Raw genomic sequence first — 26,858 nt, 5'->3', positions numbered from 1 at the left:
TATTTGTTCACAAATTCGATATAATTTGATTGAGTAAAGTCAAAATATTTTATTAATATAAAATTTTATGATTAGGGGATATTTCAACAGAAAAGGGGTAATCCATCATGAAACACCTCGTAATACTAGGTGGGGGCTACGGTGGAATGAGAATTCTGCAAAGGCTACTTCCAAGCAACCAACTTCCAGATGATGTACAAGTGACATTAATCGACAAAGTACCATATCATTGCTTCAAAACTGAATATTATGCATTAGTTGCGGGTACTATTTCAGAAACGCATATTCGTATACCGTTTCCTGAACACCCACGCCTCAATATTCAATACGGCACAGTAACAAATATTGACCTCGAAGAAAAAGCTGTTCATCTTGATGGCGGCGAAGCGATCCAATATGATGATTTAATTATCGGACTTGGCTGTGAAGATAAATATCATAACGTTCCTGGAGCTAGAGAATATACACATAGTCTACAATCAATTGAACAAACACGTAAGACATATGAACAATTAAATAGTCTAGAACCAAATGCAACAGTAGCTGTCGTTGGTGCTGGCTTAAGTGGCGTTGAAGTAGCAAGTGAACTTCGTGAAAGCCGTTCTGATTTAAAAATCTATTTATTTGATCGAAAAGATAGAATTTTATTCCCATATCCAGAGAAATTAAGTAGATACGTAGAAGAATGGTTTGTAAAGCATAAAGTTAACATTATACGAAACTCTAACATTACAAAAGTAGAACCAAATATTGTGTACAACCACGATGAACCACTTGAATGTGATGCAATCGTCTGGACAGCTGGTATTCAAGCAAATGAAGTTGTTCGAAACCTTCCAGTTGAACAAGATGGTAGCGGACGGGTTGTCTTAACTAAATATCATAATATTCCAAATAACGATCATGTTTACGTTGTAGGAGATTGCGCAGCACTTCCACATGCACCATCTGCCCAACTGGCTGAAGGTCAAGGAGAACAAATTGTCCAAATATTATTAAAACGTTGGAATAATGAACCACTCCCGGATGAACTACCTGTTATTAAATTAAAAGGTGTTCTAGGATCTCTTGGTAAGAAGCACGGCTTTGGTTTACTAGCAAACCAACCATTAATGGGACGTGTACCGAGATTATTAAAATCTGGTCTTCTTTGGATGTACAAATATCATAAAGGTTAATACTTTACAGGCTGTCTACTATGTAGGCAGCCTCTTTGCATCAGTTTTTAAAAATTATCAGACACATCTTTCTCAATATTTATAATGATTTATTTTTCATTTTTATATTAAAAAATATTGATAAACATTGTATGCTATTTGTAAGTTGTTTTATTCTTTCCTTTAAGACCGAATTCATTCGGTCTTATTTTTTATGTGATAAATACTTTTGTAGGAGGCATTACATTCCACTTATGAACTTATCGAGACTAAACAATCGAATAGAAGCGAAAAAGAAAGAGTTAATCTATCTCGTTGAACGATACGGATTCACTCATGATAAAGTGATTTCTTTCAGCCAAGAATTAGATCGTTTACTTAACTTATTAATAAAACTCAAGACGAAGAAAAAACGTTGTTCGTTATAACCATTTTCCCCTCTTTTTTTGATACGATATAACTAGAATCAGAAAGGAGCGATTTATGTTTATATTAAAAGACGTTATATATAAAGATATACTACACATTCCTTATTTACAGATTCAAAAAGAAAAGATTACTTGTATTATCGGTGAAAGCGGAAGCGGAAAAAGCACATTACTTCGCATGTTAAACGATTTACAATCCCCAACATCCGGTACAATTGAATATAACGGAAAGTTAATTTCTGATTATTCCCCTATTCAATTACGTCGTGACGTAGTTATGCTTGGGCAAACTCCACCTATTTTTGATGGAACCGTTAAAGACAACCTATTAATGGGACTTCGTCTTTCTGAAAAACCATTTCCAAATGATGATGCCCTGCGGAGTGCATTACAAACCGTTAGCTTAGACAAGCAATTAGAAGATAGCACCTCCTCATTATCCGGCGGTGAAAAACAAAGACTTGCCTTTGCACGTATCGTACTTATGGATCCGCCTGTCTATTTATTAGATGAACCCACTTCAGCATTAGATAGTGATACAGAACGCCGCGTTATGAAACAATTTACTGAACTAGCACGAAAAAAGAAAAAAACAGTTATCTTCATCACACACTCGCAACAACTTCCAGAAGAAATTGCAGATGATATTATTGAAATTAGCAAAACAAAGGGTGCAACTAGAAAGGAAGTGCTCTCAGTTGAAGGGCGTTATTGAACTCCAAATTTGGCAACTTGCAGCTGCCTATATTTTCATTCTTATTTTAATTGGACTTGTAAAATTAAAAGGAATACCTCGCGAAAAACAAATCGCGCTCGCAACATTCCGTATGACCATTCAGCTCGTACTTGTTGCATATGTCCTTACATACGTATTTGAAAACAGTAATCCATTTTATACAATCGCTCTCATCACTTCTATTACTACCTTTGCAATTTTTAATATTTATAAACGAGTTAACATCCCAATGTCTAAAGAATTAAAACGAGTAGCCGCCCTTTCCATGGTCGCCGGATCAATTGGGCCACTTCTACTATTTATCTTTGTTATTATCGGTCATGACCCTTGGTATGCTCCGCAATATATCGTCCCTATTACAGGAATGTTAGTTGGGAATGCCATGACTGGTGTTTCTCTTGGTGCAAATACGTTCTTAAATAATATGAAATCGCAAAGAGGTCAAATTGAAGGTGCACTTATGCTCGGCGCAACACCGAAAGAAGCTGCTGCTCCGCTCATTCGAGACGCTTTTGACTCTGCTATTTTACCAACAATTAATTCTATGGTCGGAATGGGAATTATAAGCTTACCAGGCATGATGACTGGTCAAATATTATCCGGTGTATCACCATTCACAGCCATTCAATATCAAATCGCCATCATACTCGGTATTTCTGGAAGTACTGCCTTTGCTGTCATTATCTTTTTACAGCTTGGATATAAAACGTTCTTTAATAAGCGATGTCAATTGAAAGAGGTTGACTATGATGCGAGGTAAATGATGCATCGTTCTCGGTGAGTGAAATTATATTAACGATTTTTTCAATATATCTATCATAACTTGCAATATATCAACGATTTTTCAAATATATCTATCCTAACTCAGAATATATCAACGATTTTGTACGAAATATCGATTTACCGACAAAAAGTGACATAATAAAAAGAGGAGGCTATTCGCCTCCTCTTCTATTTACTTACGCCTTCTTAACGAACTGTGATTTTAACTTCATAGCTCCGAAACCGTCGATTTTGCAATCGATATCGTGATCGCCATCAACTAGACGGATACTCTTTACTTTCGTACCGATCTTCACAACTGAAGAAGTTCCTTTTACTTTTAAATCTTTAATAACAGTAACAGCATCGCCATCTTGAAGAACGTTTCCGTTCGCATCTTTTACAACTTTTGCACCATCATTATTTTCAGCTTCTGCTTCTTGGCCCCACTCATGAGCACATTCTGGACATACGAAAAGAACGCCATCCTCATACGTATATTCTGAATTACATTTTGGACAATTTGGTAAAGTAGCCATAAATTCATTTCCTCCGTTCATTATTTATACGTAAAAATCAAAATTGATGTTTACATCTCGATAAATAAAATTTGTATAGCATTTCTTTATAGTGCCATAGTCTCACGTTATTGACAACCCTACCTCAAATTCTCATTTTTTATTGTATTTTACAAAATTTCAATTTGTATGCCGTTTTTCTATTTGCTCTTCTACTAATTTTAAAAATCTTCGTTGTGCATTTTTATTTTTTACGAGCAATCGAACTCTTAGCTTACTTTGTAAATATGAGCGAACTTTGTAGTTCGTAATAAATAACTTTCGATACTTCTCGTCTTCATATATCATTCGAAACCATTCATACTGCTGCAAGTAACGTATGTTAACATCAATCTTTTTCGTGTGTAAACCCGTACTTAAACTAATAGATCCTATTAGAGCTTCTATTCATGCTGAAATCATTTCTCTCCCCCTAATAAACAAAAGAAGAACCTTCACAAGATTCTTCTTTTCAAAATGAACGAGTTCTCTCTAGAAACCCAAATTATTTTCTTCAATGTAAATTTGATATTCTTCCACTTCTTCTTCACTTAACTTCTTATTATTTTCATATACCTCTTGCCACTCGAAATAATCTTCATCGAAATAAACAGCAAATTTAATTTTCACGTTTTTCTTCTCTGTATAATCATAACCAGTAAACTCTACTACGTCATAATCTTTTTCTTTCTTCACAAACTTCCAAGTTGGATTATCAGTCATAATCTCTAACGTAACCCCTTCACCACTTGAACGAACAACGTTTTTAATATTCGGTTCAGTTGGTAAAAAGGACAGCCCGAACGCAGCTAACCCAAACACAATCCCGACTATAATCTGTAAACCAATCATACCAGCAATACTCACGCCACCCTTTGATTGTAAGAAATACGCCTTCTCATGATCAGACGCATCTTCTCCCTTACGAAAAACACGAACAGCATGCTTATAATATAAACGGTTTCCTTGCCATCCAGTAAATATCATCATTCCTAATTGAAGAGCTAAACTAAATGTTACATAAATACCATCTGGAATATCTATAAAAGGGGGTATAACTATACTAGGTATAGCCAATAACGCAAATATAATAAATAACTTATACATTTTTCGATAAGCTAACCAAAAAGTTGGGAAGAAAAAGGCTACCCAATTCCATGTATTCCCTTGCGCTGGATTTTCTACTTTCCCCCACTTAAAGTCATAATAAGCTGTATTCTTTTGAACAACTTTATGTAATTCTTGTGGAGAAATCGTTTCTTTTAAAACAGTGTCCTTCACGTACATCATCCTTTTCTTATTTCTATATACATTTATTGTATATGCACAAAATGAAGGAATCTAACAAAAAGTACACATATTTCATAAAAATGAACGGAAATCGAATATATTCCGACAATTATCCGTTTCTTATTTCATTTTACTTTTAAATATATTAAAATAATCATGTATCATATATTTAATACACTAAGTTAATTATTTTATATATTCACTAAAAAGGATGCATCAAAATCATTTTTATACATCTTTTTTAGTGAATATATACTACTATTTTAAAACAAACATCTCGACTTAAAAGAGCTCACAAATTAGCCTTCTACTATTTCAAACATATTTCCACTTACACAACTCATGAATAGTTCATTATTAACTTCCTCTGCATAATGTTTCACATGAAACTATCAACATTCCGGGTTACCTTTCTACTATTTTCGACTGGTTTCAAACGTGGACATCTTATGAAAATTTAGTGGAAATAAATATACATTCCATTACTCCGGTACTAGCTGTCGTTCCAATATTAGAAAAAAAAGCGTTTCTACTTCTTACTTGTTTTTCTTTCTACAAATTAAAACAGTACGAACAAGCTAATCGCTACTTACAGCAATATTTACATTGCACCGTGCATCTGAATACTAAGGAAAAAGAGCCCATATTCTTTCACGAAGTTGATATGTATATGAAAAAACTATTAGAAAGCGCAATGTAATTTCACATTGTTCTTTCTAATAGTCCTTTATCACAATTTTATATCCTATCCTACAACTCCCAAGTAATATTCATTTCTGCAAATGACTCCTTACTAGCTTCCAATCCTTCGCTATCTTCCGTTCCAATCATTGCTACTTCTTCTTTAGACAACTTAATTTCCTCATTTGGCCTTTGGATTTTTTTCTCATACACGAGTTGTAAAAGCTCTATTTGTTCCTCTGTCAGTTCATACTCTTCTTCCAGTCTTTCCATTGCTGATTCTGTATCAAGTAATGGAATTTCTAATAAGAATCCACCGTGCTCTTCCATCTCTTCAAATGAATCAATTGAATACACACCACTATCCTCAATCCAAAATGCAGTTGTAATAAAAGGAACTGTTTCGCCTTCTACTTCTTCTAATACGTATTGAAGTGCTTCTTCTTTCGCAATATCTATTACTTCCGAAGGTGCCCCTTCAAAATAACTTTTCGCATCAATCCACTCATCCATTCTCTCACTATTCACATCTTGAAGACATACAATCGTGTAATTCGGATGAAACGTAATTGCCCCTTGTCCGCCTTGGCTATCTTGCATACTATAGTTAAATCCATCCCATGAACTTTCATGTGAGAAATCTGGACAATGCGCTACATTAATTGCATGGGCAATCGAATTTAAAACGCATCCTTTCCATAATTGTTCTCTATCTATATGTAATTTATATTTACTCATCATCTTCCCCCATGCACATATTTTTTTCTATTATTTTTCCTCTACACAATACTTGTAAATACTTTTCTATCTACTACAAAATAAAAAAGACAATACCCCCCACTTTATTGTCCATTTTCTTCCCTACCATTTCTCTCTACACATCTCAATTAAATGCAGTAAGTACCTCTTCGTCATATCTGCCCTTCTCCACCTTGAGATCATTCGCTTTTCTTTTGGGTTCTGCCGTATTCTAGCTACTTCTTTTAATAAAAGCTCCCATTCTTCCGCTGAACGTTCTGACAAGTATTGCAAGCCTCTATCTTTTGAAACGATTGTTTTATGATCTAGTGTATATAAAATACGTCCCATCGTAACGACAGCTGATTCTACCCACTCTTCTATAAAAAATAAATATGGCTTCTTCGCCTTTTCACTCCAGTACTGTTCTACGTTATATTTCATCGTATTTACTACATCATTCCATTGTATTTGTAGCGGAAGATCTTCTGCTTCTTTTCCGGTAACTGTAATGCCTTGATTTTTCAACGTCCACCATGTGACCGCATTAATGTCCCAATGACCAACATTAGCTTTACCATCTGCACAATACACATACTCGTTCATTTCATCATTGTATTTCCCTAAGTCAGCAAGCGGAATATACATACCGTCCATTTTTTTACCTAGCATATTATCACTAAGTTTCTTATGTAGTTCCACAAGCTGCTGTTTTTCAGCTTCATTCACGGAATCATTTATCACTGTAACAAAATCAACATCGCTCGTTTCCTTATGAAATGCACCTAGTGCGATGGATCCGTAAATATATACCCCGACTATTTTTTCATCCAAAAAAATTTCTTTTAATTCTACTGTGTACCACTCCATTAACTGCTCTACTTCCGTTGGTAACGCATGCTTCACTCCATTTTTCATATCTATCCCTCCAATAAAAAAAGCCTTTGCAAATTCGCAAAGACTTCTTGTTTTATAAATATTTCTCGATTTCTTCGTAAACATCCTTCAAACGAGGATTTCCTTCTCCAACAATTTCTCCATTTACAAGAACGACCGGATAAAATAAATCTTCTTCCACTACGCGCTCTGCGAATGCTTTTTTATCCGCATCTTCTTGTTCTTCTTGGAAATCAATATACTCGAAATTAAATTTATTTTCTTGTCCTTCATATTTACGACCAATTGCCGCTTGTAACCACTCAAACGTTTCTGTTGAAGATGGCATTCCAACGCAGCTCGCACAAATTACTTTCGTCCCATACACTTGAACATTAACCATTTCTTCTCCCCCACTTCTTGTCCCAACAGTATATTCAGATGTCTTATTACATAAGCACATCATTTTACAAACTTATTCCATACCCCTATACTGAAAAAACACGATACAAAATTTCGACAATAAAACAAGAAGAGAAAAAATAGATTTTCCCCTCTATCTTGATTATAATAAAACTGATGAAAGGAGTCGATAAAAATGGAAAACCCACATATGCAAGAACAAGTATTAGAAGTATTAGATAAATTACGTCCATTCTTACTTCGCGATGGCGGAGACGTTGAATTAGTAGACATTGAAGAAGGTATCGTAAAACTACGCCTTATGGGTGCATGCGGAAGCTGCCCAAGTTCTACAATCACACTAAAAGCTGGTATCGAGCGCGCGTTACTTGAAGAAGTACCAGGCGTTATCGAAGTAGAACAAGTATTTTAATTAAAAGCGGAAGCGGCTCGTTCAAAGTCACTTGCTAAAAGGAGACCAAATTTGGTCTCCTTTTTTTATTCAAATCACATTTATCCGTTAACATCATAAAACAAAATTGGAAATCCCTCTCAAAAAATGCGATAATTAATACTATATAGTGAATCGTTCACACATATAAAGTAAAAAACATAGGGGGACGACACATGCCAAAAATGGGGAACACTTTTTTAACAATTCAAGAACTAGAAAAGAAAAAAGAGTATTTATTAGGCCTTTCATCCGCTATACCAACGTGGAATACAAGCTATCAATTTTTATTTAAAGAAATCCAGCAAGAATTATTGGGTAAAGTAAATGAAAAGCTCGAAAAGCATCAATTCGTTTTAAATATATGTACAGATCAGCAGGTAGGGGCATAATGTATTACATAAAATTGTGGTATATAAAAAAGAGACCTCACTCGGTCTCTTTTTTATATTTTTAAGATAACCAATCTAATTTTCTAATCCCAAGCTTATCTACTGGTAAACGAAGCGAACCATAAAAATGCTTCATAAATTGCTCTGAGCGGTTCACATCGTGTAAAATGGCTTCTAAGCGATCTCTATATATGCTTTTTTGTTCTTCGTTTCCAGTTTGGTAATATCGTTCGACCGTTTCAAAATAGTGAAGCGGGAACAGGAGCCTTGCAAATAATAAGCGCCAGCCAAATGAGGATAGCGAATAATTCCGTTCATAATCTGTAACAAATTGAACGATTGTTTGCTCCCAGTCTTTCTTTTTTTCTATCGTCATATGGCGGATCCATTCTGCAATATCTCGACTCGGGTGATCATACACCCAATCAAAAGGAAGTTTGAGACGCTTCGTTTGATGCCATAATAAAGGTGTGAATCGTTCTTGGCAAATTGTTGCTGCATCCGTTAGTTGCGGCGTATCATCCATTTCTGTATCGACAACATATTGAATGGCATTTTCTGCAACTCCTAAGTAATACGGGAAGGATTCAATAAACAATTGATCGAATACATCTGAAGGGTGGTTCATCACTTGTGATTGCCAAAACTTTTCTAATTGATCGAGCCTTTTTTCCCATAACGCTTTCCATTCACCAATTCGGCTTAATTGCTCAATTTCTTCTGGAAAGAATGCACCTCGTTTATGGAATATAGAAAGCTCACTTCCTAATGACATAGCATGTCGTTCTAACGTGCGCATACCTTTTAATAAGCAATAATTTTGTTCTTCTATCTCACTTACATAGTAGCCGTGTATAGTCGGAACGAAAGTCGCTACAGTTATATCCCCTTGCTGGTTCATATAATCACTGAGCTTTTTCATCTCTACAAGTACTTCTTCCTCCATTTCTCCAATTGGAACAAGTACATAAATTTTGTTGCGAATCCAAAAGCTTTTATAGGGGCCAAGGGGGATTAATTCTTTAACATGCATGTGATAATGCTCATAAATATGCTGAATCATCGCAGTCGCCACCTATGGTTTTTCTTTATATATATGAGCTTGTGCTCGCCTTTCATTCCTATGCACATGATAAAGCAACGAAACGTATACAAATACTAAAAAGAAAAAAAGGTGATAAACATGAAAGAATCAAATCAACTACAAGAAAGAGCATTAAAACTATTACAAGAACGCGGTGTAACAATTGACGATATTGCTGAACTTGTTCATTTTCTTCAAAAAAAATATCATCCAAATTTAGAGATGTCAGAATGCCGTTACAATGTAGAACGTGTACTATCAAAACGTGAAGTACAAAACGCACTGATTACTGGTATCGAGCTTGATGTCCTTGCTGAAAAGGGAATGCTAAGTGAACCGTTACAAGATATTGTAAAACGTGACGAAGGCTTATACGGAATTGATGAAGTTATCGCACTTTCTATCGTGAATGTGTACGGCTCTATCGGTTTCACGAACTTTGGATATATTGATAAATTAAAACCTGGTATTTTAGAATACTTAAATGATAAATCAACTGGAAAGGTGCACACGTTCCTTGATGATATCGTTGGCGGAATCGCTGCCGCTGCTTCAAGCCGTTTAGCACACCGAGCTGAGCACTCAGAATAATAGTGTTTTCTAGGCCGTCAGGTTCATGCTGACGGTCTTTCATATTCCATCAGCATAAATTCTCTTCCGCGACTCAAAAAAATAGGCCCTTGCTTAAATCCGATATTTTTATATAACGTAATCGCTCTTGTATTAAATGTCGCTACGCTTAATCGAAACATTTTTGCATTAAACTCTTTCGTGGCAAACGCTATTCCAGCTTGGAAGAATTCTTTCCCCATTCCTTTCCCAGTTAACGCCGGCTTCATGCCAAGTCCAATATCAATCACATCTTCTCCACCATATAAATGAGCATCTCTTCCACCTGGTACTTGTGCATTTGCTCCAAAACAAAAATAACCGATGAGGTCTCCTTGATCATCACAACAGCCATAATACGTTCCATCTAATAGCTCTTCCATTACTTCTTTCTCGCCTGAAAAACTATATAAATTATATGGTTCCTCGTACGTCCAAGTATTTATCTCATTTGCTTCTACCTCTGTTAATTTATGTATATCCACTTTCTCTTTCCCCCTATTATATTTCTATTAACAATATTCGATATTCATCTTATAATTCATCTTTCTCAATATATTTTTTTAATTTCTTGCTTCATTTTTATGGAAGATTTTTCTTATTATGTTACGATTAAACAGAATCATTATAAATAAGGTGGTGACAATTTGAATTACTTTTCTTATCTCTCCTCAGAAGAACGGCAAAATTTTTTCTATAAAGAACCTCTTAGTTTTTCAAAAAATATAGGAAAAGAACAACTAGCTTACGCACTAGGCGCTACACTATATACTCCTGGCACGAAAGAAACGATTGCGGAAGATATAATTAGAAGGAAACATGTGGATGCTATCTCAATTATTCTTTGTCTAGAGGACGCTATCAGCGATGAGGAAGTAAAACTTGCAGAGCAAAACATCGTCGTTCAAATACAGCAAATCGCTAACTTAGTCAGTGCCAACATACTAAATCAAGCAGACATCCCACTCCTTTTTATTAGAGTTCGACAGCCAAGTCAAATGAAGAAAATTGTTACTGAATTAGGTAGTGCCGTTCATTGTTTATGTGGTTTTGTCTTTCCAAAATTCACACCGATTAACGGAAAGACTTATATCGATCAGCTTGCATATATAAACGAGTTATACTCATTATCGCTATATGGCATGCCGATTTTAGAATCACCCGAAATTATGTATAAGGAAACACGGGCAGAATCATTATTACAAATAAAGGATTTACTAGATTCTTATCACGATTACATCTTAAATGTACGTATTGGTGCTACTGATTTTTCAAGTATATTTAGTATTCGGCGCAATAAATACACACCTATCTATCATATTACTGTTGTCCGTGATTGTATTTCAGACATTATTAACGTTTTCTCAAGGGCAACAAATGAATATATTATTTCAGGATGTGTATGGGAATATTTTTCTAATGATCATGAAGAAGGACTTATTCAAGAGGTATCACTTGACCATGCAAATGGCTTAATCGGAAAGACAGTTATTCACCCATCTCATATTAAAGTTGTACAGGCAATGCATATCGTCACAATGGAAGATTATTTAGATGCGAGATTAATTTTACAAAATGCAGATACGTATAATGGAGTGCTAAAAAGCAGTTTTTCTAACAAAATGAATGAAGTAAAACCTCATTATGGCTGGGCTCGCAAAACCATTTTAAAATCTAATATTTACGGGGTGCTACATGAAAACAAACAATTCACCGATCTCCTTATTGCAAAAGCAAAGCAACACGTATAACGTTTTAAATAATATACAAGTTCATGTAGAAGTACGTGATAATCCATATAATTTAGCGCTAGACAATCTTTTTCAAATGGCTGCGAGAATAAATAAGAAACGTAGTTTTTTATTTGTGAGTACAATCCTTGGAAAGCATCTTCCTATTAAACCTACAGTCTCTCTATCAAGTGGAGTTGCTCTCGCTGCAAGATATATGGAAATACTACATAATATTTCTCATCCATTTCAAAAAGAAATTTTAAATCTCATTTCATTAGAAATTGATGAAATCCCAGAGGAAGTATTTCGTTATCAATATCCTCTGCAAGAAGAAGTTTTGTTCATCGGATTCGCTGAAACAGCGACATCACTTGGTCATTCTATGTTTCAATGCTTTCAAAATGCAAAGTATGTACATACAACTAGGGAATCGATACCCCACCTAGAATCTGTCATTACATTTGAGGAAGAACATTCTCATGCAACATCACACCGTTGTTATGTAGATGAAAGCTTTTTTCAAAACAACAATCCAATTGTTCTCGTAGATGATGAGATGACAACAGGAAAAACAGCATTAAATATTATTAGATCTATTCAAAATAAATTCCCACGAGAAGAATATATAATTGCTTCTTTGTTAGACTGGCGTTCTCATACTAATAGAAAACAATTTAAACAATTAGAAGAAGAACTTCAAATTAAGGTTCATGTTATTTCTTTATTAGAAGGCAGTATTCATACAACTGGCCAACCATTAAATATTACAAAAACAGAGATTCAAATTGAAGAAACAAAACCTGATTTCAAAAAACATACCCTTACCTGCCCAAAATCACCCTATACATCAAATTATATAAAATATACTGGGCGATTTGGCATTTCAGCATATGAACAAAAGCACATTCATTCTTTCGCCCAAGAAGCAGGAAAAACTTTAAAAAGAGAAAGAATGGGAAAACGAACACTCTGTCTCGGAACGGGTGAATTTATGTATATACCAATGAAAATTGCTGCTGAAATGGGTGAAAATATTTTATATCAATCTACAACAAGAAGCCCTATCCATCCTGTTTCAAATGATGTGAACTACGCCATTCATAATCATTTCTCATATCCAAGTCCTGAAGATCCTACTATAACAAATTACTTTTATAATATTTCACCTCATGATTACGATGAAGTATTTGTTTTCATTGAGCGTGATTTAGGGGAAGAAGCCCTATCTCCTCTTCTACAGCAGTTACAAACAGTTATTCCTTTTATTCATATCGTCTCATTTTCAAATAGCATAGAAAAGGAAGGTTGATAATTATGGTAAAAGTAAATTCTCATATTAGTAGTTACAATCCAAATGATGCTATTTTTCTATTAAAAGATATTAGTGATTTAATGAAAGAAAGTTCCACGGAAACTAGAGAACAAGCAATTCAAGCTGGCACACATTATTCCGAAATGTTACCAATGGAATATAAACCCTCTAAAGCGTATATGGATTTATTCTTTTCTTCCCTGCAACAATACAAACACAAACTAGCCATCGCTGTTGGAGTTGTCGCCGAACAGATTATACAAACTAAAGGAACTAACCTTGTCCTCGTTTCATTAGCTCGTGCTGGTACACCTATTGGCATTCTTATCAAACGCTACATACGCTATCAATACAACCTTGATGTACCTCACTATTGTATTTCTATTGTTCGCGGACGCGGTATTGATGAAAATGCACTCCATTATATTTTGGAACATCACCCTAAAGAAACAATTCAATTCATTGATGGGTGGACTGGAAAAGGTGCAATAAAAAAAGAATTAGAATATGCAGTACACACATTTAACGAACGAAATAATACACACATTTCTCATTGTATGGCTGTGCTTGCTGATCCCGGTTACTGTACTTCAATTTACGGTACACGTGAAGATTTTCTTATTCCTAGCGCTTGCTTAAATGCAACAGTCTCTGGACTCATTAGCCGCACTGTACTAAATGACACCTATATCGGTCCAAATGATTTTCATGGTGTTAAATATTATAAAGAGCTAGAACAAGAAGACTTATCAAATTTATTCATTGATGAGGTAACAGATTTATTCCCTTCTGTTCATTCTCATATAGATAATCAATTACTTTATATTACTTCAACTTACACTGCTCCCTCTTGGCAAGGATTAAAAGATATACAGTCTATCCAAAGTCACTTTGAAATTGACGATATTAACTTAATCAAACCAGGAGTCGGTGAAACAACTCGCGTATTACTCCGGAGAATACCATGGAAAATTTTAATAAGGAAGCAAAGCAATCCCGATTTAAAGCATATTTTACTTCTCGCTAAAGAAAAGAATGTCCCTATTGAAATCTATGAAAATATGGCTTATTCATGTTGCGGGCTCATTAAGCCCCTTAGGAGGAAAACGATATGATTTTCGCCAGTGATCTTGATCAGACGCTTATTTATTCCCGGAAATCGTTTCGTGCCCCTATAGAAGATGAATCAATTCAACTCATTGAAACTTTAGATGGGAAAGAAATTTCTTTTATATCACATAAAACCATTTCACTACTAAAAAAATTACAACTGCACTCACATTTCATCCCAGTTACAACAAGAACTATTGAGCAGTTTCAGCGGATTGCTTTATTCCAAGACGAAATCATTCCCGAATACGCCATTACAAGTAATGGCGGTAATATCCTTCATAACGGGAAACAAGATGGTACTTGGAACAGGACAGTAAAAGAAAGACTATCGGTTGAATGTATAGAGAGAAACGACATACTAAAGGAATTTGGACAAATAGCTCATAAAGATTGGGTTATATCACAAAAAACAGCCGATGATCTATTCCATTATTGCATTATTAAACGGGAGAACATTCCTTATGATGAATTATCATCTTTCACTTCCTGGTTAGACAAACAAGGCTGGAATCATTCACTTCAAGGTAGAAAGCTATACTTTGTACCAAAACCAATTAACAAATGGGACGCTGTGCAATATATAAAAGAAATTTTGCAAATAGATACGATTATTACAGCTGGGGATTCTTTACTTGATTTATGCATGCTTGAAAAGGCGAACCATGCCTTCGCACCACTTCATGGTGAGTTAGGGGCAATGCATGATAACTTACAACCCCATATTTTAAAAACAGACGCAATTGGCATATATGCTGCAGAAGAAATCGTAAATAAATCACTTCAAATTATTCACAGTTCATTACCTACCCCATGATCATAATATGCACAATTGCATACGCACCACAATTAAACAAGTGGTACAATTTATTTGAATCGCTGTTGCTACACTTCTTGATTAAAGAAAAGGCGTTAACACGGAAATTAGCGTCTTATCAACCTCAAGCAATTGGCACATTTTGTCATCTTAAAAGACACTCCAACGAGTGTCTTTTTTTCTATATCCAACAAGGACTTACTCATTTCAAAGTATAAATACATAAAATAATGTAAATCATTACACGCATGAATCACTTTCTAAAAGTTATAAAGTAGATTCAAAATAAAAAAGCACTCTTAACTAGAGTGCTTTTTACTTTCAAACAAGGAGGCTACATATATGGATAGCACTCTCGTATTTAATTTCGGCATCGGGCTTGTCATTATTTTATTTGTCTTCTTTGTACTTTGTATGAGCGGGGTATAAAAAGGCGATTTTCGGGCGTCTTTTTATACATACATATGTATTACTTGACTTCTACAAAAACAGTAACCATAATAGTTACAGATATACAAATAACTATTCACATATCCACAAATAGGAGGAAGAAAAATGAAACATGTAATCGTTTATGCACACCCGAATACAGAAAGCTTCAACCATGCGATTTTAGAAACGGTAAAAAGTGAATTAGAAGGAAAAGGTCACGAAGTACGCGTTCGCGATCTATACGAATTAAACTTTAATCCAGTATTAGGCGCTTCCGATTTCATCTCATTTTCTAAAGGAAATACACCAGAAGATATTAAAGAAGAACAAGAGCATATCTCTTGGGCTGATAGCATTACATTTATTTATCCAGTTTGGTGGGCGGGACTTCCTGCTATTTTAAAAGGATACGTTGACCGTGTGTTTAGCCATGGATTTGCTTATGCTTACGGTGAAAACGGTATTGAAAAGTTATTAAGCGGTAAAAAAGGATTGTTATTATCTACAATGGGTAATACGAAAGAGGCATACACAGCAGGCGGCATGTTTGATGCAATGAAGAAAACAGCGGATGTTGGTATTTTTGAATTTACAGGCATTGAAACAATTGAGCATACATTCTATACAAGTGTTCCTTCTGTGGATAACAGTGTGCGTAAGCAATATCTTGAAGAGGTTAAAGACGTTGTGAATCGTGCGTTCTAATAAAATTATATCAGTGATTTTCTAAATATATCAGCGCAACTCATATTATATCAGCGATTTTCTAAATATATCAGCGCAACTCATATTATATCAGCGATTTTCTAAATATATCGGCGCAACTCATATTATATCGGCGATTTTTCAAATATATCGACTTACCGACAAAAATCGACACTAGTCACAACTGAATGTTAGCCCACACCAATCGGGCTGCCCGCAAATATTAGAAAAAAAGCTGTTCCAAATTTTGGAACAGCTTTCTTCATTACATCTTCTCAATCCACTCCGTCAAGTTATGCACAACTTGCGTTGGTTGTACTTCGTATTCTGTTAACTTCTCCACAGTTGTGACTCCAGTGTGGACAAGAAGGGTATGCATGCCAGCATTTATTCCTGCTAAAATGTCTGTATCGTAGTTATCCCCAACCATTAATGCTTCATTTTTTTCTATGCCAAGTACTTTTAAAGCTTGTTCCATAATGATTGATTCTGGTTTTCCGATAAAGATTGGATCCACACCTGTTGATACTGCTACAACTGATGTTAATGAACCATTACCTGGTAATAATCCTCGCTCAGTTGGGATGGCAATATCCCCATTTGTAGAAATAAACGTCGCGCCATTACGCACAGCAAGACACGCTTTTGCTAACTTTTCATATGTGATGTCACGATCTAAACCAACAACAACGAAATCAGGATTTTCATCCACAAGTTCAAATCCTTTTTCCACAAGTGCATCGTGTAAGCCTTCTTCACCAATCATATATACAGTTGCGTCTTGTTTACGTTCATAAATGAAGTTCGCAGTCGCCATACTCGTTGTGAATACTTGCTCTGCTTTCGCTGGAATATCGAAACGAACAAGTTTTTCTGCCACTTGTTCTGGTTTACGCGTTGAGTTATTCGTAACGAATAAATAAGGAATGCCGCGCTCTCCTAATGCTTTTACGAAGTCGCTTGCCTCTTCAATTTGTTCTTCCCCGCGATACATCGTACCGTCTAAGTCAATTAAGTAACCTTTATACATCGATTATGTCTCTCCTTCTATGCTAACGTTCTCACCTTATCATACCACTCTTATATTACCCGCTTTTTCCAAAGAAAAAAACGCTTTACCTAAAAGCGCCCCATAACGTTCATTTTTTCTCTTTTACTTGGTAAGAACAACTACAATCGCCCTCACACATATTTGCTAACGTCTTTACATCTGCTCCTGCAAATAAACGCTTATACATCTCTTTTTCATCTTCACATACTTGCGGGAATCTCTCTGCAATTTCCTTTAACGGACAGTTTTGTTTTTCAATTACGAAAGAATTCTCTCCATCTCTCTTTATTTGAACCATATAACCGTTTTTCTCTTGCATAGCTGCTATCTCTTGCACTTTATATGCTAAATTCTTTTGATTACTCACTCTCTTTTGTAACTGTTCTTCCATTCGCTTCGTTCTCTCTTTTAAAACGTAACGAAGTATTTTTTCATCACCCATTCGAGCTAAATCTTCTAGCATATCAATCGCAAATTGCTTATACTCTTTCGGGAATGTATCTTCTCCCTTTTCACTTAATCCATACAAATAAGTTGGTCTTCCGACATGTTGCCTTACCATCTTAGAATAAATGAGTCCGTCTTTCTCAAGATTACTTAAATGTCTTCGAATCGCCATTTCTGTAATCTCTAAAACGTCAGCTAGTTCAGCTACCGTGTGCTCTCCCTTTACTTTCAACAATTGTACAATTTCGTCTTTCGTCGTACGTGCTTCCCCCATACTTCACCCTTCTCCCTTTTCTTTCTCACATACAATATAAGATCCCCAAAAGGCATTCTCTGGGGATCTTATAAGCATAATTATTCTGGTACAAATGCAGATACAGGTCCTAATTCCTTTTCTAAATAACTGCGAATATTTGCTGGGTATTTCTCTACCACTGCAATATGTTTTTGAATCGTCTTATATAATTCATCATGATTCATTTGAATATAGTCTTGCGTAAGCATTTTTCGAAGAAGGATAATTTCTTTCATCCCTTGTCCATCTTCTTCACTTATCACTCGCTCGTCCATTAAAATATCAATAATATCTTCATAGCTTCCTGGATCGCGCATAATAAATCCATCAATCATCGCATTCCCGGCATCTAATACAGTATCAATAATAAGATGGGCTATGCGCTCTAATGCGTAAAATTCAAACTCGGTTTCATATATCTTTTTCTCTTGAAATGTACTTGTTGCTCGTTCTAAACATACTAGCATTTGTTCTATTTTCTTTCTGTCTACAAAATACATGAATGTCACCTACCTGGAAATTAAAGCATTTACATTTTAATTGTAACGCTTTCTTCTGAAAAAATCGACAATTTTTCGAATTCACCTTTTCTCCGTTATTTGTTATAGTTATATTTGTATGATTTTTGAAATTGGAGGAATGGAATCTTGGAACGTGAACTCGCACTAGAAATTGTCCGTGTAACAGAAGCAGCAGCCTTAGCATCCGCACAGTGGATGGGCCGCGGAAAGAAAAATGAAGCAGATGATGCAGCAACTACAGCAATGCGTGATATGTTCGATTCAGTAAACATGGCAGGTACAGTTGTAATTGGTGAAGGAGAACTTGATGAAGCACCGATGTTGTATATTGGTGAAGAACTAGGAACAGGTAACGGTCCAGAAGTAGACATCGCCGTTGATCCATTAGAAGGTACAAACATCGTTGCAAAAGGTCTTGCAAATGCAATGGCAGTTATTGCAATCGCAGACAAAGGGAACCTTCTTCATGCTCCTGATATGTACATGGAAAAAATCGCGGTTGGTCCAAAAGCAGCTGGTAAAATTAGCTTAGATGATCCAATTGAAAAAACAATTGAAATTGTAGCAGAAGCTAACAATAAAAAGATTCGCGATCTAACAGTTATCGTTCAAGAACGTGAACGTCATCAAGATATTATTGACCGTGTTCGTGCAAAAGGTGCACGCGTAAAATTATTTGGTGACGGTGATGTTGGTGCGTCAATCGCAACAGCACTACCTGGAACGGGTATCGACTTATTCGTAGGTATTGGCGGAGCTCCAGAAGGTGTTATTTCTGCAGCAGCATTAAAATGCCTTGAAGGTGAAATGCAAGCTCGTTTAGTTCCAATGAACGAAGAAGAAGAAGCTCGTTGTCGTGAAATGGGATTAGAAGATCCTCGTCAACTTCTTATGTTAGATGACTTAGTATCTGGGGATGATGCAATCTTCTCAGCAACTGGTGTATCTGCTGGTGAGTTATTAGACGGTGTTAAATTCCTTGGTGGAGATTTAGCTGAAACATACTCTATCGTAATGCGTTACAAAACAAGAACAGTACGATTCATTAAAACGCATCACCATTTAGATCATAAACCACACTTAAACTTAGATATTTAATAAAGGAGCCATGTGTATGGAAGAACGTTTCTTTCTGTACGACGATACTGTCGCTACAAAAACTCGTTTCGTTAGCTTTATGGGAGAAAATGAGCGTCACGATTTAGCGCTATTATACTCCGATCGTCATTACGGTAAAACAATTGTCCTTGATATGCAACGCAATAAATTTGCAATCATCGGTGCTGACGATTTAAACGAACCAGGCTACTTAGAGCACGCATTTTCTATGACTGAAGAAATTGCAGAAGAATTACGCTCATTTTTATTTGAACTTATATAATTTATCGTATGCACCAGCTATTTTAGCTGGTGTTTTTTTATTGTAAGTATTTTTAATTTTCAAACTAATATGTTATAATTAAGAATAAATCTATTTGGATAGAAAGGACGTTATCTACGTATGCCAACATTTACTTTGTAATGGACCAGCAATTGGATAGCATTACTCTCAAAAAAGCACCACGCTTTTTCAAGGGAGTAGTCTGCCCATTCCCATTACAAAGGAACGTAACGCATCTGTAGTATGATGTTTACGGAGGTTCCTAAGGGAACCTCCTTTTATTTTTGTCTTTTTCTCATGTCTTCATACTACAAGACATCCAAATAGCTGTATTACGTTTCTTTGCCACTACTATAAGAGGTGAAGAAAAATGCAGAAAGTACAACTTTCTTGGAGTTTATATGAAAATGAACAAAGCACAATCGAAAAGTATTGTAAAAATTGCAGACGCACTACCCTATTTACCGACACAAATATTCGTAGGCATAACGCCAACGGAAAAAACATATATCGCTTTGCCATTTATAAATGTCCGAAAGATCATACGTGGAATCAAAAACTTCGTATTTATAAATCATTTACTGATCATGTGGAAACAGTCGATATGCCTCAGCAAGATCAAACGGAAACAACTACTACCATTTCCATTACACAGCATAAAGAAAGTGGCGTAGCTGAAATTACAATTGTATTAGATATCCTTTTCGGTTCCCACCGCATCGATAAAGCCTTATCCACATATATTTCCGACTGGAGCCGTACACTCATTGTGGATAAAATTAAAAATGGGGATATTCAATTGAACGGACAACAAATGAAGCCAAATACAATACTATCTGAAGGAGATTCTATTTCAATTTGTTTATAAGGGGGAGTCTCATGCTAAATGTGAGAAAAGGTACGATGAATTTATTAGACGAATTAGATGCAATGTATACAGAATGTAAAAAAGCGCTCTTACAAAAGAAAATTTATCAATGGGATGATTCATATCCGACTCGAGAACATATTGCCTATCACTTAGAACAAGGTGAACTCTACTGCCTATTTGAGCATGATTCGCTCGTTGGTGCTGTTGTGTTGAATGAGTGGCAATCTCCAGAATATGAGCTAATTGATTGGTCAGAAACACACGGTCGCTTTCTTATCGTCCATTCTTTCGTCATCCATCCTTTCGCCCAAGGAAAAGGATATAGCAAAGTACTTTTATCCTTTTGGGAAAATGAAGCAAAACGAAAAGACTATACGGGCATACGATTAGATGCTTTCACTGGCAATCCCGTTTCATTGCGCTTGTATGAAAAGAATCATTATATTTGTCGAGGTGCTGTTTATTTTTCAAGTAAACAGCCTCCTCACAATTGGTATAACTGCTACGAAAAAAAACTCTTACAATCGTAAGAGTTTTTTTACTTCTTCACTTTTCGCAATACGAAATGTGCGCAACCGAAGTTACAGTACTCGTATAAATACTCCGTTAACGTACTAATTTTCGTATCATATGTCGCACGCTGGTTACTATCATCAAAGAATCCGCGCAGTCTAAGTTGCTCATATCCCCAGTCTCCAACGATATAATCATATTTATTTAAAATTTCTGCATAGCGCTCTTTAAATGCTTCTTCACTAAAACCGTCACGAAAGTTTTTAATTACTTCGTACTGCACATTATTAATGCTCACCGTAGCATGAATCTCTTGCTTTTGCTCCATCATTAACTTCCTCTCTAAGCATTCTTCTTTTTATCGTATCACAAAGCATAACAACCAACAATTTCAAATACAAAAAATTGCAAATTAGTACATGCTATGGAGAAGGAGGTGATACATCGTGAAAAAACAAATTTTACTTTCCCTTCTCACTATTTCCTTATTTGCAGGCTGCCAATCAGCGAACAAAGCTGAAATGGAACGTGAAGAAGGAAGCCGTGTTCTTGTTTCCAATAAAAATGACATGTATCATACGGAAAATACAAATACACGGCTCACAAGGGTCGGCTATTCATCTAAACAAAAGCATGAAGTATCTAACAAACAAGTAGGAGCCATTAACCGTGAGAAAGTTGCTGAAATGATTACAAGTATGACAGTCAAACTTCCTGACGTTACAAACGCCGCTACGCTCGTTACCGATGATGAAGTATTTGTTGTATACCGTGCAAACACAACGGATCCAAAACTCGTAGCAGATCAAGTATATAGAGCTGCTTTGTCCATCGTCCCTCGCTATTATAAAGCATATGTATCAACAGACCAAAAGTTGATTTCCCAAATTCAAGGTCTTCAATCTGGCGCATTAAATGATACAGAATATACGCAAAGCCTCGATATGCTAAAACGTGAAATGAGTAAAAATCCTCATTTGAACAATACGGGAGATCAGACTTTGAATGATATGATTAAAAAGTAAAACAGGTGGAGAAAATCTCCACCTGTTTTACTTTTTATTTTTTATTTTTTATTACGATTCGCATAAACCTCCATCGCATCACACATAAATTGCGCTAACCCCTCACCAAACTTATCGATATTTTTCGTGAAGCGCTCATCAGCGACGTACATTTGACCGAGTCCTTTAAAAGCATCTAATGAATATGCACCGAAGTTTTGCAAGTAATCGTACCACACTCCAATTGCTTCTTGCGCCTCTTTAGAATCTGGTGCTCCGTGTCTAAGCGCTGCTAAATTTCTATAAATAGCATTAAACTCCTCTTGGTTCTCTTTTGACATACCTTTTGCATATTCATTTGCTTTATCTACAGCTGCGTCTCCCCATTTTTCACGTGCTTCTTCTTCATATGGGTTATGGCTGAAATCGAATCCTTCAAATTTCTCTTTATTCGTCATTTCAATCTCTCCTTTTGTATGCTGAATTGTTTTATCAATCGTCGCAATCACCTTATCTAATCTAGCACGCTTTTCAAGAAGCATTTTCTTATGAAGCTCTAGTGCCTCTTCGCGATCAAATGATGGACTCATGATAATCTCTTTAATTTTTTTCAAAGGGAAGCCAAGCTCTTTAAAAAACAAAATTTGCTGCAATGTCTCTAAATTTTCATTGGAATACAGACGATATCCAGACTCTGTCGTCTCGTCTGGGGTTAACAACCCAATTTCATCGTAATGATGCAGTGTGCGCACACTAATTCCAACTAAATCAGCTACTTCTTTTACTCTCATTGTCATTTGTATCTCCCCCTTAGTACATACGATAAAGTATGACGCAACGTTAGAGTCAATAAGTAAATTCATTTTATCTTAAAAAGTTTCATCTCTCCTATATTTGATGCATAATAGTTATGTACATATATTAGAAAGCGGTGAAAGTATGGTTTCAAATACTGTAATTGCCAGCATCATCTTTCAACTCATTGTCTCGATTCTGGTCCCAATTATTGTACTCGTTTATTTCCGTAAAAAATATAATATGAATTGGAAAGTGGTCGGCATTGGTGTTCTTATCTTTATCGGATTTACCCAAATTCTTGAAACACCATTCCACCTATTTATGCGCGGTAATCCAACAATCGCTCCATTTTTAGAAAATCCGTTTGTCTTCGCAATTTATGGCGGATTGACTGCTGGTATTTTTGAAGAATTAGGACGCTTCGTTGCCTTCTTCTTCTTACTAAAAAAATATCTAGAATATAAAGATGGCTTCGCTTATGGAATTGGTCACGGCGGAATTGAATCTATTTTAATTGGCGGTTTTTCTGCATTACAAGCATTAATCTTTGCTAATTCTATTAACGATGGTAGCTTCGCTCGACTGATTGAACAAAAACCCGAGCTGAGCATTTTACAGGACATGTTAATTCAGCAACCTGCCTACTTATACTTCCTTGGTAGCTTAGAAAGAATTATGGCACTCGTGCTTCAAATTGCCTTTACAATGCTTGTTTTATACGCAGTAAAACAGAAGAAATATATCTTCCTAGTATACGCTATACTATTCCACGCATTTGTAGACTTTTTCGCGGCACTTTACCAAACAAAAACAATCAATATCTTCGTTGCAGAAGGAATTACACTTCTTTGTACAATTGGCGCTGTCGTTCTTATTCGCAAAATGAAAGCGAAATTAATGAGTGTACCGGAGTAAAAAATAAACCACCCATTGGTGGTTTATTTTTTATAGATTGTCGCAATGATGATAGCTTTTTCCTTCTTGCAGCTCCCTCTTTGTTTCTGCATCTATAACGATATATTTATGAAACTCTTCTACTTCATTTTGAGAAAAGGAAGCAAAAAAATAAACTTGGCGATCAGGATGAACAAAAAAATCTTGAAGCATCACACTACTCCGACAACCCACGGCTGTTTTTTGTAGGAAAGAAAATTCTTCATCGGGCACTTCTTTAAATAAGATTTTTTTTCGAACACTATATGCTGCATTATTGTATTCTTTATAGATTTTCTTATCTAACTGTTTATAAAAAATATCCTCACTCACAAATGACTTATTTCGATTGCTTGGATAATTTACTTTTTGATTCGACTCTGCATAAGTTGTGGACAAGTGTATAAAAAAACAAAGACTAACTACAATACATATCATTTTATTCATGATTGCACCTCAAATGTTCATTATCCACATTACTTTTCCACATATTTAAATCCATATGCCGTTTTACAAGAAAAAGGAATTATTTCCACATTTGTCGAAGTATATAGCGTCAACTTGAAAGATGGGGATGAATTATGAAGAAAATTATTGTAATACGACATTGTTCAGCAACTGGGCAAAAACGTGATGCTGAATTAACGACCGATGGAAAAGACCAAGCAAATACCCTTGCTACATTTCTCTTAGAAAATCATCTACAAATCGATCATATTATTTCAAGCCCATTTGTCCGAGCTATCGATTCCATTCGGCCCTATGCGCTCCAAGCTAACTTATCTATCCAAGAAGATGAACGATTAACTGAACGCATATTGAGCAACGTTCCAATGGATGATTGGATGCAAAAACTAGAATCTACTTTTACAAATATAGATATTGCCTTTTCAGGCGGAGAGTCAACAAAACAAGCAACAGACCGTGCCATATCGCTTATTCAAGACGTTTTACAATTAAACCATACAACAACACTACTTGTTACACATGGCAATTTACTTACGCTCATTTTAAAGCATTTTAATCATACGATTGGCTTTAATGAATGGAGAACTTTAACGAATCCTGATATTTACGAAATTACAATCGACGAACAATGTATCATAAAACGCTTATGGGAAGCATCGTCTAAGTAATATCCCTTTCCAAAACATTCAGTTGACGCCACGAGAAGAAACTGTACTAATAATAGAAAGGGGTATCACTCCATATGTACGAAGATGTACTTGCTCTACTACATAAAACAAATGTTTCTTATGAAAAATTTGAACACGAACCAGTACTCGATTATGAGACAGATCGGATTGTACGTGAGAGACTCGGCTTACAAGGCACTCCAAGTAAAAGCTTATTTTTAAAATCAAAGTCTGGAGATTATTACGTATTTTTTACGTTAGAGGGCACAAGGCTCAACCGGGGAGAGATGAAAGAACTAACAGGAGAACGCTTATCTCTCTGTTCTCCTGATGAACTGCGAGACAAAACTGGTTGTACGCCGGGATGTGTGGCTCCTTTCGGATATTCACACGATGTAACAATTATTGTGGATAACGCTATTTATACGTACGATAAAATTTTAATTACACCTGGTGTACCTGAATTTACAATTGAATTATCCACAGAAGAATTAAAAAAGATTTTATTAACATGTCCAAATACCGTTTTAGAGTATAAACAAAAAGAGAGCTAATCGTTAGCTCTCTTTTTTCATTATTTAGCTTCTGCTGTTTTTTCTTTTGCAGAACGTACTTGCTCGTCCGCATGGTAAGAAGAACGCACAAGTGGGCCAGCTTCACAGTGGCTAAATCCTTTGCTAAGTGCAATTTCTTTAAGCTCTGCAAATTCTGCTGGTGGGTAATATTTAAGAACTGGTAAGTGCTTCTTAGATGGTTGTAGGTATTGCCCAAGAGTTAAAATATCCACATTGTTTGCACGTAAGTCATCCATTGCTTCAATTAAATCTTCTCTCGTTTCACCTAAGCCCACCATAATGCTCGATTTAGTTGGAATATCAGGCTGCATTTCTTTCGCTCGACGTAAAAACTCTAATGAACGTTCATATTTTGCTCTAGCGCGAACTCGGTCAGATAATCGACGTACTGTTTCAATGTTATGGTTTAAAATATCTGGTTTTGCATCCATTAACATTTTTAAGTTTTCTTCTACTCCACCCATATCAGATGGTAATACTTCGATAGACGTGAATGGGTTTTTACGACGTACTGCTCGTACTGTTTCAGCAAAAACAGCTGCTCCCCCGTCCTTTAAATCATCACGTGCAACCGCTGTTATAACAACGTGCTTTAAGCCCATTTGTACTACTGAATCTGCCACGCGTTCTGGTTCTTGTAAATCAAGCTCAGTTGGTAAGCCTGTTTTAACCGCACAAAAACGACAAGCACGTGTACAAACCGCACCTAAAATCATAAATGTTGCTGTTTTTCTTACAGCCCAGCATTCATGAATATTCGGACATTTTGCTTCCTCACAAACTGTATGAAGATTTTTAGAACGCATCATTTTCTTTAAGCCTGTATAGTTTTCATTCGTGTTTAACTTAATTTTCAACCATTCGGGCTTGCGCTTATATTCTGTTTGTTTTGTCATGGTTATCAACTCCGCACAATATGAAATAGTTTACCGTGTTCGCTTCTTTCAATGTAACATATCTATTCTAACGTATGAAAGCGATTTGCTCAAATGAAGATTCTAAGATTTTTTCCAATCGTTCCCTATAATGAAATACTCCGTATATCCCACACTAAAAAGAGT

At 35.7% G+C, this 26,858-nt stretch carries 35 protein-coding genes and 1 pseudogene; 21 read left to right on the top strand and 15 right to left on the bottom strand.

Annotated elements, in window-relative coordinates; all coding sequences use genetic code 11:
• Positions 1–107 precede the first annotated feature (107 nt).
• The 4 genes from B9A45_RS04505 to fetB all read left to right on the top strand — a co-directional run bounded on the left by B9A45_RS04505 (position 108) and on the right by fetB (position 3,081).
• Complete coding sequence (locus B9A45_RS04505) at positions 108–1,178, top strand: NAD(P)/FAD-dependent oxidoreductase (RefSeq protein WP_000682077.1); 1,071 nt, start codon at positions 108–110, stop codon at positions 1,176–1,178.
• A gap of 233 nt (positions 1,179–1,411) precedes the next feature.
• Complete coding sequence (locus B9A45_RS31550; protein WP_142263042.1) at positions 1,412–1,585, top strand: aspartyl-phosphate phosphatase Spo0E family protein; 174 nt, start codon at positions 1,412–1,414, stop codon at positions 1,583–1,585.
• A 55-nt stretch (positions 1,586–1,640) separates the two neighbouring features.
• Positions 1,641–2,300, top strand: a complete 660-nt coding sequence (locus B9A45_RS04495; RefSeq protein ID WP_084063892.1) for an ABC transporter ATP-binding protein — start codon at positions 1,641–1,643, stop codon at positions 2,298–2,300.
• Positions 2,284–3,081, top strand: coding sequence for an ABC transporter permease (gene fetB, locus B9A45_RS04490; RefSeq protein WP_000679260.1), 798 nt, complete (start codon positions 2,284–2,286; stop codon positions 3,079–3,081). Before B9A45_RS04495 ends, fetB begins: the two co-directional genes overlap by 17 nt.
• A 199-nt stretch (positions 3,082–3,280) precedes the next feature.
• Here fetB and phnA read toward each other — a convergent pair whose 3' ends face one another.
• From phnA to B9A45_RS04470, 3 genes are all read right to left on the bottom strand, one after another.
• Positions 3,281–3,622: an alkylphosphonate utilization operon protein PhnA gene (gene phnA / locus B9A45_RS04480; RefSeq protein WP_000212737.1), complete on the bottom strand. Its 342-nt coding sequence runs from the start codon at positions 3,620–3,622 to the stop codon at positions 3,281–3,283.
• A 159-nt stretch (positions 3,623–3,781) separates the two neighbouring features.
• Positions 3,782–4,048 carry a hypothetical protein gene (locus tag B9A45_RS32550; protein WP_224765022.1) on the bottom strand — a complete coding sequence of 89 codons (267 nt, stop codon included), beginning with the start codon at positions 4,046–4,048 and terminating at the stop codon, positions 3,782–3,784.
• A gap of 84 nt (positions 4,049–4,132) precedes the next feature.
• Positions 4,133–4,930, bottom strand: a complete 798-nt coding sequence (locus B9A45_RS04470) for a DUF2628 domain-containing protein (RefSeq protein WP_141531410.1) — start codon at positions 4,928–4,930, stop codon at positions 4,133–4,135.
• A gap of 367 nt (positions 4,931–5,297) precedes the next feature.
• On the opposite strand from B9A45_RS04470, the pseudogene B9A45_RS33180 reads away from it, so the two are divergent.
• Positions 5,298–5,630, top strand: a pseudogene (locus tag B9A45_RS33180) (hypothetical protein); the annotation flags it as partial.
• Positions 5,631–5,680: 50 nt separating this feature from the next.
• Here B9A45_RS33180 and B9A45_RS04460 read toward each other — a convergent pair.
• The 3 genes from B9A45_RS04460 to B9A45_RS04450 all read right to left on the bottom strand — a co-directional run bounded on the left by B9A45_RS04460 (position 5,681) and on the right by B9A45_RS04450 (position 7,628).
• Positions 5,681–6,349, bottom strand: coding sequence for a hypothetical protein (locus B9A45_RS04460; RefSeq protein ID WP_016110884.1), 669 nt, complete (start codon positions 6,347–6,349; stop codon positions 5,681–5,683).
• Between the two features lie 123 nt (positions 6,350–6,472).
• Positions 6,473–7,267 carry a nucleotidyltransferase domain-containing protein gene (locus tag B9A45_RS04455; RefSeq protein ID WP_142263041.1) on the bottom strand — a complete coding sequence of 265 codons (795 nt, stop codon included), beginning with the start codon at positions 7,265–7,267 and terminating at the stop codon, positions 6,473–6,475.
• A gap of 52 nt (positions 7,268–7,319) precedes the next feature.
• Positions 7,320–7,628, bottom strand: a complete 309-nt coding sequence (locus tag B9A45_RS04450) for a YuzD family protein (protein ID WP_000248588.1) — start codon at positions 7,626–7,628, stop codon at positions 7,320–7,322.
• Between the two features lie 195 nt (positions 7,629–7,823).
• Between B9A45_RS04450 and B9A45_RS04445 the strand changes: the two genes are divergently transcribed.
• Both B9A45_RS04445 and B9A45_RS04440 read left to right on the top strand, forming a co-directional pair.
• Positions 7,824–8,060, top strand: a complete 237-nt coding sequence (locus B9A45_RS04445) for a NifU family protein (RefSeq protein WP_000431159.1) — start codon at positions 7,824–7,826, stop codon at positions 8,058–8,060.
• Positions 8,061–8,254: 194 nt separating this feature from the next.
• Complete coding sequence (locus tag B9A45_RS04440; protein ID WP_001125494.1) at positions 8,255–8,470, top strand: hypothetical protein; 216 nt, start codon at positions 8,255–8,257, stop codon at positions 8,468–8,470.
• A 61-nt stretch (positions 8,471–8,531) separates the two neighbouring features.
• Here the strand turns inward: B9A45_RS04440 and yutH are convergent, their stop codons facing one another.
• Positions 8,532–9,533, bottom strand: coding sequence for a spore coat putative kinase YutH (gene yutH, locus B9A45_RS04435; protein ID WP_000614218.1), 1,002 nt, complete (start codon positions 9,531–9,533; stop codon positions 8,532–8,534).
• Positions 9,534–9,653: 120 nt separating this feature from the next.
• Here yutH and B9A45_RS04430 point away from each other — a divergent pair, with 120 nt between their 5' ends.
• On the top strand, positions 9,654–10,145 hold the full coding sequence (locus B9A45_RS04430) for a phosphatidylglycerophosphatase A family protein (RefSeq protein ID WP_000665094.1): 492 nt from the start codon (positions 9,654–9,656) through the stop codon (positions 10,143–10,145).
• Positions 10,146–10,168: 23 nt separating this feature from the next.
• On the opposite strand, the gene B9A45_RS04425 is transcribed toward B9A45_RS04430, so the two are convergent.
• Entirely contained in the window at positions 10,169–10,648 is a 480-nt protein-coding gene (locus tag B9A45_RS04425) for a GNAT family N-acetyltransferase (protein ID WP_000351155.1), read from the bottom strand.
• A 162-nt stretch (positions 10,649–10,810) separates the two neighbouring features.
• Here B9A45_RS04425 and B9A45_RS04420 point away from each other — a divergent pair, with 162 nt between their 5' ends.
• The 5 genes from B9A45_RS04420 (at position 10,811) to B9A45_RS04395 (ending at position 16,272) form a co-directional block, all read left to right on the top strand.
• Positions 10,811–11,914, top strand: coding sequence for an HpcH/HpaI aldolase/citrate lyase family protein (locus B9A45_RS04420; RefSeq protein WP_001106090.1), 1,104 nt, complete (start codon positions 10,811–10,813; stop codon positions 11,912–11,914).
• Positions 11,859–13,205: a phosphoribosyltransferase family protein gene (locus tag B9A45_RS04415; protein WP_053514373.1), complete on the top strand. Its 1,347-nt coding sequence runs from the start codon at positions 11,859–11,861 to the stop codon at positions 13,203–13,205. Before B9A45_RS04420 ends, B9A45_RS04415 begins: the two co-directional genes overlap by 56 nt.
• Before the next feature lie 5 nt (positions 13,206–13,210).
• Positions 13,211–14,323 carry a cysteine protease StiP family protein gene (locus tag B9A45_RS04410; protein ID WP_016110890.1) on the top strand — a complete coding sequence of 371 codons (1,113 nt, stop codon included), beginning with the start codon at positions 13,211–13,213 and terminating at the stop codon, positions 14,321–14,323.
• Complete coding sequence (locus B9A45_RS04405) at positions 14,320–15,135, top strand: HAD family hydrolase (RefSeq protein ID WP_000575377.1); 816 nt, start codon at positions 14,320–14,322, stop codon at positions 15,133–15,135. Before B9A45_RS04410 ends, B9A45_RS04405 begins: the two co-directional genes overlap by 4 nt.
• A gap of 555 nt (positions 15,136–15,690) precedes the next feature.
• The gene (locus tag B9A45_RS04395; protein ID WP_000683437.1) at positions 15,691–16,272 is read left to right on the top strand and encodes an NAD(P)H-dependent oxidoreductase; all 582 of its coding nucleotides are present in this window, start codon (positions 15,691–15,693) and stop codon (positions 16,270–16,272) included.
• Between the two features lie 265 nt (positions 16,273–16,537).
• On the opposite strand, the gene B9A45_RS04390 is transcribed toward B9A45_RS04395, so the two are convergent.
• The 3 genes from B9A45_RS04390 to B9A45_RS04380 form a co-directional block, all read right to left on the bottom strand.
• Positions 16,538–17,302: a TIGR01457 family HAD-type hydrolase gene (locus tag B9A45_RS04390; protein WP_000276467.1), complete on the bottom strand. Its 765-nt coding sequence runs from the start codon at positions 17,300–17,302 to the stop codon at positions 16,538–16,540.
• Between the two features lie 109 nt (positions 17,303–17,411).
• On the bottom strand, positions 17,412–18,044 hold the full coding sequence (locus tag B9A45_RS04385; protein ID WP_000503346.1) for a helix-turn-helix transcriptional regulator: 633 nt from the start codon (positions 18,042–18,044) through the stop codon (positions 17,412–17,414).
• 80 nt (positions 18,045–18,124) lie between these two features.
• A complete protein-coding gene (locus B9A45_RS04380) occupies positions 18,125–18,565 on the bottom strand; it encodes a DUF86 domain-containing protein (protein ID WP_016110892.1) in 441 nt (146 codons plus the stop codon).
• 147 nt (positions 18,566–18,712) lie between these two features.
• Between B9A45_RS04380 and glpX the strand changes: the two genes are divergently transcribed.
• From glpX to B9A45_RS04355, 4 genes are all read left to right on the top strand, one after another.
• Complete coding sequence (gene glpX / locus B9A45_RS04375; protein ID WP_000439090.1) at positions 18,713–19,684, top strand: class II fructose-bisphosphatase; 972 nt, start codon at positions 18,713–18,715, stop codon at positions 19,682–19,684.
• Positions 19,685–19,700: 16 nt separating this feature from the next.
• Positions 19,701–19,967, top strand: coding sequence for a DUF3055 domain-containing protein (locus B9A45_RS04370; RefSeq protein WP_000392606.1), 267 nt, complete (start codon positions 19,701–19,703; stop codon positions 19,965–19,967).
• 370 nt (positions 19,968–20,337) lie between these two features.
• A complete protein-coding gene (locus B9A45_RS04360; protein ID WP_016110893.1) occupies positions 20,338–20,835 on the top strand; it encodes a hypothetical protein in 498 nt (165 codons plus the stop codon).
• An 11-nt stretch (positions 20,836–20,846) separates the two neighbouring features.
• A complete protein-coding gene (locus tag B9A45_RS04355) occupies positions 20,847–21,368 on the top strand; it encodes a GNAT family N-acetyltransferase (RefSeq protein ID WP_000935793.1) in 522 nt (173 codons plus the stop codon).
• 8 nt (positions 21,369–21,376) lie between these two features.
• Here B9A45_RS04355 and B9A45_RS04350 read toward each other — a convergent pair whose 3' ends face one another.
• Complete coding sequence (locus tag B9A45_RS04350; protein ID WP_000435943.1) at positions 21,377–21,679, bottom strand: YutD family protein; 303 nt, start codon at positions 21,677–21,679, stop codon at positions 21,377–21,379.
• A gap of 118 nt (positions 21,680–21,797) precedes the next feature.
• Between B9A45_RS04350 and B9A45_RS04345 the strand changes: the two genes are divergently transcribed.
• Positions 21,798–22,376 (top strand): YhcN/YlaJ family sporulation lipoprotein, encoded by a 579-nt coding sequence (locus B9A45_RS04345; RefSeq protein ID WP_000744128.1) that lies wholly within the window; start codon positions 21,798–21,800, stop codon positions 22,374–22,376.
• Positions 22,377–22,417: 41 nt separating this feature from the next.
• Here the strand turns inward: B9A45_RS04345 and B9A45_RS04340 are convergent, their stop codons facing one another.
• Positions 22,418–23,152, bottom strand: coding sequence for a MerR family transcriptional regulator (locus tag B9A45_RS04340; protein ID WP_000178768.1), 735 nt, complete (start codon positions 23,150–23,152; stop codon positions 22,418–22,420).
• A gap of 100 nt (positions 23,153–23,252) precedes the next feature.
• Between B9A45_RS04340 and B9A45_RS04335 the strand changes: the two genes are divergently transcribed.
• Positions 23,253–24,068: a YhfC family intramembrane metalloprotease gene (locus tag B9A45_RS04335; protein WP_002101508.1), complete on the top strand. Its 816-nt coding sequence runs from the start codon at positions 23,253–23,255 to the stop codon at positions 24,066–24,068.
• Positions 24,069–24,098: 30 nt separating this feature from the next.
• Here B9A45_RS04335 and B9A45_RS04330 read toward each other — a convergent pair whose 3' ends face one another.
• Complete coding sequence (locus B9A45_RS04330) at positions 24,099–24,533, bottom strand: hypothetical protein (protein WP_084063889.1); 435 nt, start codon at positions 24,531–24,533, stop codon at positions 24,099–24,101.
• 134 nt (positions 24,534–24,667) lie between these two features.
• On the opposite strand from B9A45_RS04330, the gene B9A45_RS04325 reads away from it, so the two are divergent.
• Complete coding sequence (locus B9A45_RS04325) at positions 24,668–25,222, top strand: histidine phosphatase family protein (RefSeq protein ID WP_000721050.1); 555 nt, start codon at positions 24,668–24,670, stop codon at positions 25,220–25,222.
• Positions 25,223–25,296: 74 nt separating this feature from the next.
• Positions 25,297–25,776 carry a YbaK/EbsC family protein gene (locus tag B9A45_RS04320; RefSeq protein WP_000272747.1) on the top strand — a complete coding sequence of 160 codons (480 nt, stop codon included), beginning with the start codon at positions 25,297–25,299 and terminating at the stop codon, positions 25,774–25,776.
• A 20-nt stretch (positions 25,777–25,796) separates the two neighbouring features.
• Here B9A45_RS04320 and lipA read toward each other — a convergent pair whose 3' ends face one another.
• Positions 25,797–26,693 carry a lipoyl synthase gene (lipA, locus tag B9A45_RS04315; RefSeq protein ID WP_000166372.1) on the bottom strand — a complete coding sequence of 299 codons (897 nt, stop codon included), beginning with the start codon at positions 26,691–26,693 and terminating at the stop codon, positions 25,797–25,799.
• Between the last annotated feature and the right edge of the window lie 165 nt (positions 26,694–26,858).

The sequence above is a fragment of the Bacillus sp. JKS001846 genome (assembly GCF_900176455.1).
GTDB classification, from domain to species: domain Bacteria; phylum Bacillota; class Bacilli; order Bacillales; family Bacillaceae_G; genus Bacillus_A; species Bacillus_A cereus.
Note: the sequence above shows the minus strand (reverse complement) of the source record. Positions and strands in the feature narration are given on the sequence as shown.

What these genes read in the sequence shown, in the direction of transcription:
- B9A45_RS04505 (WP_000682077.1), top strand. Translation starts at nt 108, where the DNA reads ATGAAACACCTCGTAATACTAGGTGGGGGCTACGGTGGAATGAGAATT.
- B9A45_RS31550 (WP_142263042.1), top strand. Translation starts at nt 1,412, where the DNA reads ATGAACTTATCGAGACTAAACAATCGAATAGAAGCGAAAAAGAAAGAG.
- B9A45_RS04495 (WP_084063892.1), top strand. Translation starts at nt 1,641, where the DNA reads ATGTTTATATTAAAAGACGTTATATATAAAGATATACTACACATTCCT.
- phnA (WP_000212737.1), bottom strand. Translation starts at nt 3,622, where the DNA reads ATGGCTACTTTACCAAATTGTCCAAAATGTAATTCAGAATATACGTAT.
- B9A45_RS04470 (WP_141531410.1), bottom strand. Translation starts at nt 4,930, where the DNA reads ATGATGTACGTGAAGGACACTGTTTTAAAAGAAACGATTTCTCCACAA.
- B9A45_RS04460 (WP_016110884.1), bottom strand. Translation starts at nt 6,349, where the DNA reads ATGAGTAAATATAAATTACATATAGATAGAGAACAATTATGGAAAGGA.
- B9A45_RS04455 (WP_142263041.1), bottom strand. Translation starts at nt 7,267, where the DNA reads ATGAAAAATGGAGTGAAGCATGCGTTACCAACGGAAGTAGAGCAGTTA.
- B9A45_RS04450 (WP_000248588.1), bottom strand. Translation starts at nt 7,628, where the DNA reads ATGGTTAATGTTCAAGTGTATGGGACGAAAGTAATTTGTGCGAGCTGC.
- B9A45_RS04445 (WP_000431159.1), top strand. Translation starts at nt 7,824, where the DNA reads ATGGAAAACCCACATATGCAAGAACAAGTATTAGAAGTATTAGATAAA.
- B9A45_RS04440 (WP_001125494.1), top strand. Translation starts at nt 8,255, where the DNA reads ATGCCAAAAATGGGGAACACTTTTTTAACAATTCAAGAACTAGAAAAG.
- yutH (WP_000614218.1), bottom strand. Translation starts at nt 9,533, where the DNA reads ATGATTCAGCATATTTATGAGCATTATCACATGCATGTTAAAGAATTA.
- B9A45_RS04430 (WP_000665094.1), top strand. Translation starts at nt 9,654, where the DNA reads ATGAAAGAATCAAATCAACTACAAGAAAGAGCATTAAAACTATTACAA.
- B9A45_RS04415 (WP_053514373.1), top strand. Translation starts at nt 11,859, where the DNA reads ATGAAAACAAACAATTCACCGATCTCCTTATTGCAAAAGCAAAGCAAC.
- B9A45_RS04410 (WP_016110890.1), top strand. Translation starts at nt 13,211, where the DNA reads ATGGTAAAAGTAAATTCTCATATTAGTAGTTACAATCCAAATGATGCT.
- B9A45_RS04405 (WP_000575377.1), top strand. Translation starts at nt 14,320, where the DNA reads ATGATTTTCGCCAGTGATCTTGATCAGACGCTTATTTATTCCCGGAAA.
- B9A45_RS04395 (WP_000683437.1), top strand. Translation starts at nt 15,691, where the DNA reads ATGAAACATGTAATCGTTTATGCACACCCGAATACAGAAAGCTTCAAC.
- B9A45_RS04390 (WP_000276467.1), bottom strand. Translation starts at nt 17,302, where the DNA reads ATGTATAAAGGTTACTTAATTGACTTAGACGGTACGATGTATCGCGGG.
- B9A45_RS04385 (WP_000503346.1), bottom strand. Translation starts at nt 18,044, where the DNA reads ATGGGGGAAGCACGTACGACGAAAGACGAAATTGTACAATTGTTGAAA.
- B9A45_RS04380 (WP_016110892.1), bottom strand. Translation starts at nt 18,565, where the DNA reads ATGTATTTTGTAGACAGAAAGAAAATAGAACAAATGCTAGTATGTTTA.
- B9A45_RS04370 (WP_000392606.1), top strand. Translation starts at nt 19,701, where the DNA reads ATGGAAGAACGTTTCTTTCTGTACGACGATACTGTCGCTACAAAAACT.
- B9A45_RS04360 (WP_016110893.1), top strand. Translation starts at nt 20,338, where the DNA reads ATGCAGAAAGTACAACTTTCTTGGAGTTTATATGAAAATGAACAAAGC.
- B9A45_RS04355 (WP_000935793.1), top strand. Translation starts at nt 20,847, where the DNA reads ATGCTAAATGTGAGAAAAGGTACGATGAATTTATTAGACGAATTAGAT.
- B9A45_RS04350 (WP_000435943.1), bottom strand. Translation starts at nt 21,679, where the DNA reads ATGGAGCAAAAGCAAGAGATTCATGCTACGGTGAGCATTAATAATGTG.
- B9A45_RS04340 (WP_000178768.1), bottom strand. Translation starts at nt 23,152, where the DNA reads ATGACAATGAGAGTAAAAGAAGTAGCTGATTTAGTTGGAATTAGTGTG.
- B9A45_RS04335 (WP_002101508.1), top strand. Translation starts at nt 23,253, where the DNA reads ATGCATAATAGTTATGTACATATATTAGAAAGCGGTGAAAGTATGGTT.
- B9A45_RS04330 (WP_084063889.1), bottom strand. Translation starts at nt 24,533, where the DNA reads ATGAATAAAATGATATGTATTGTAGTTAGTCTTTGTTTTTTTATACAC.
- B9A45_RS04325 (WP_000721050.1), top strand. Translation starts at nt 24,668, where the DNA reads ATGAAGAAAATTATTGTAATACGACATTGTTCAGCAACTGGGCAAAAA.
- B9A45_RS04320 (WP_000272747.1), top strand. Translation starts at nt 25,297, where the DNA reads ATGTACGAAGATGTACTTGCTCTACTACATAAAACAAATGTTTCTTAT.
- lipA (WP_000166372.1), bottom strand. Translation starts at nt 26,693, where the DNA reads ATGACAAAACAAACAGAATATAAGCGCAAGCCCGAATGGTTGAAAATT.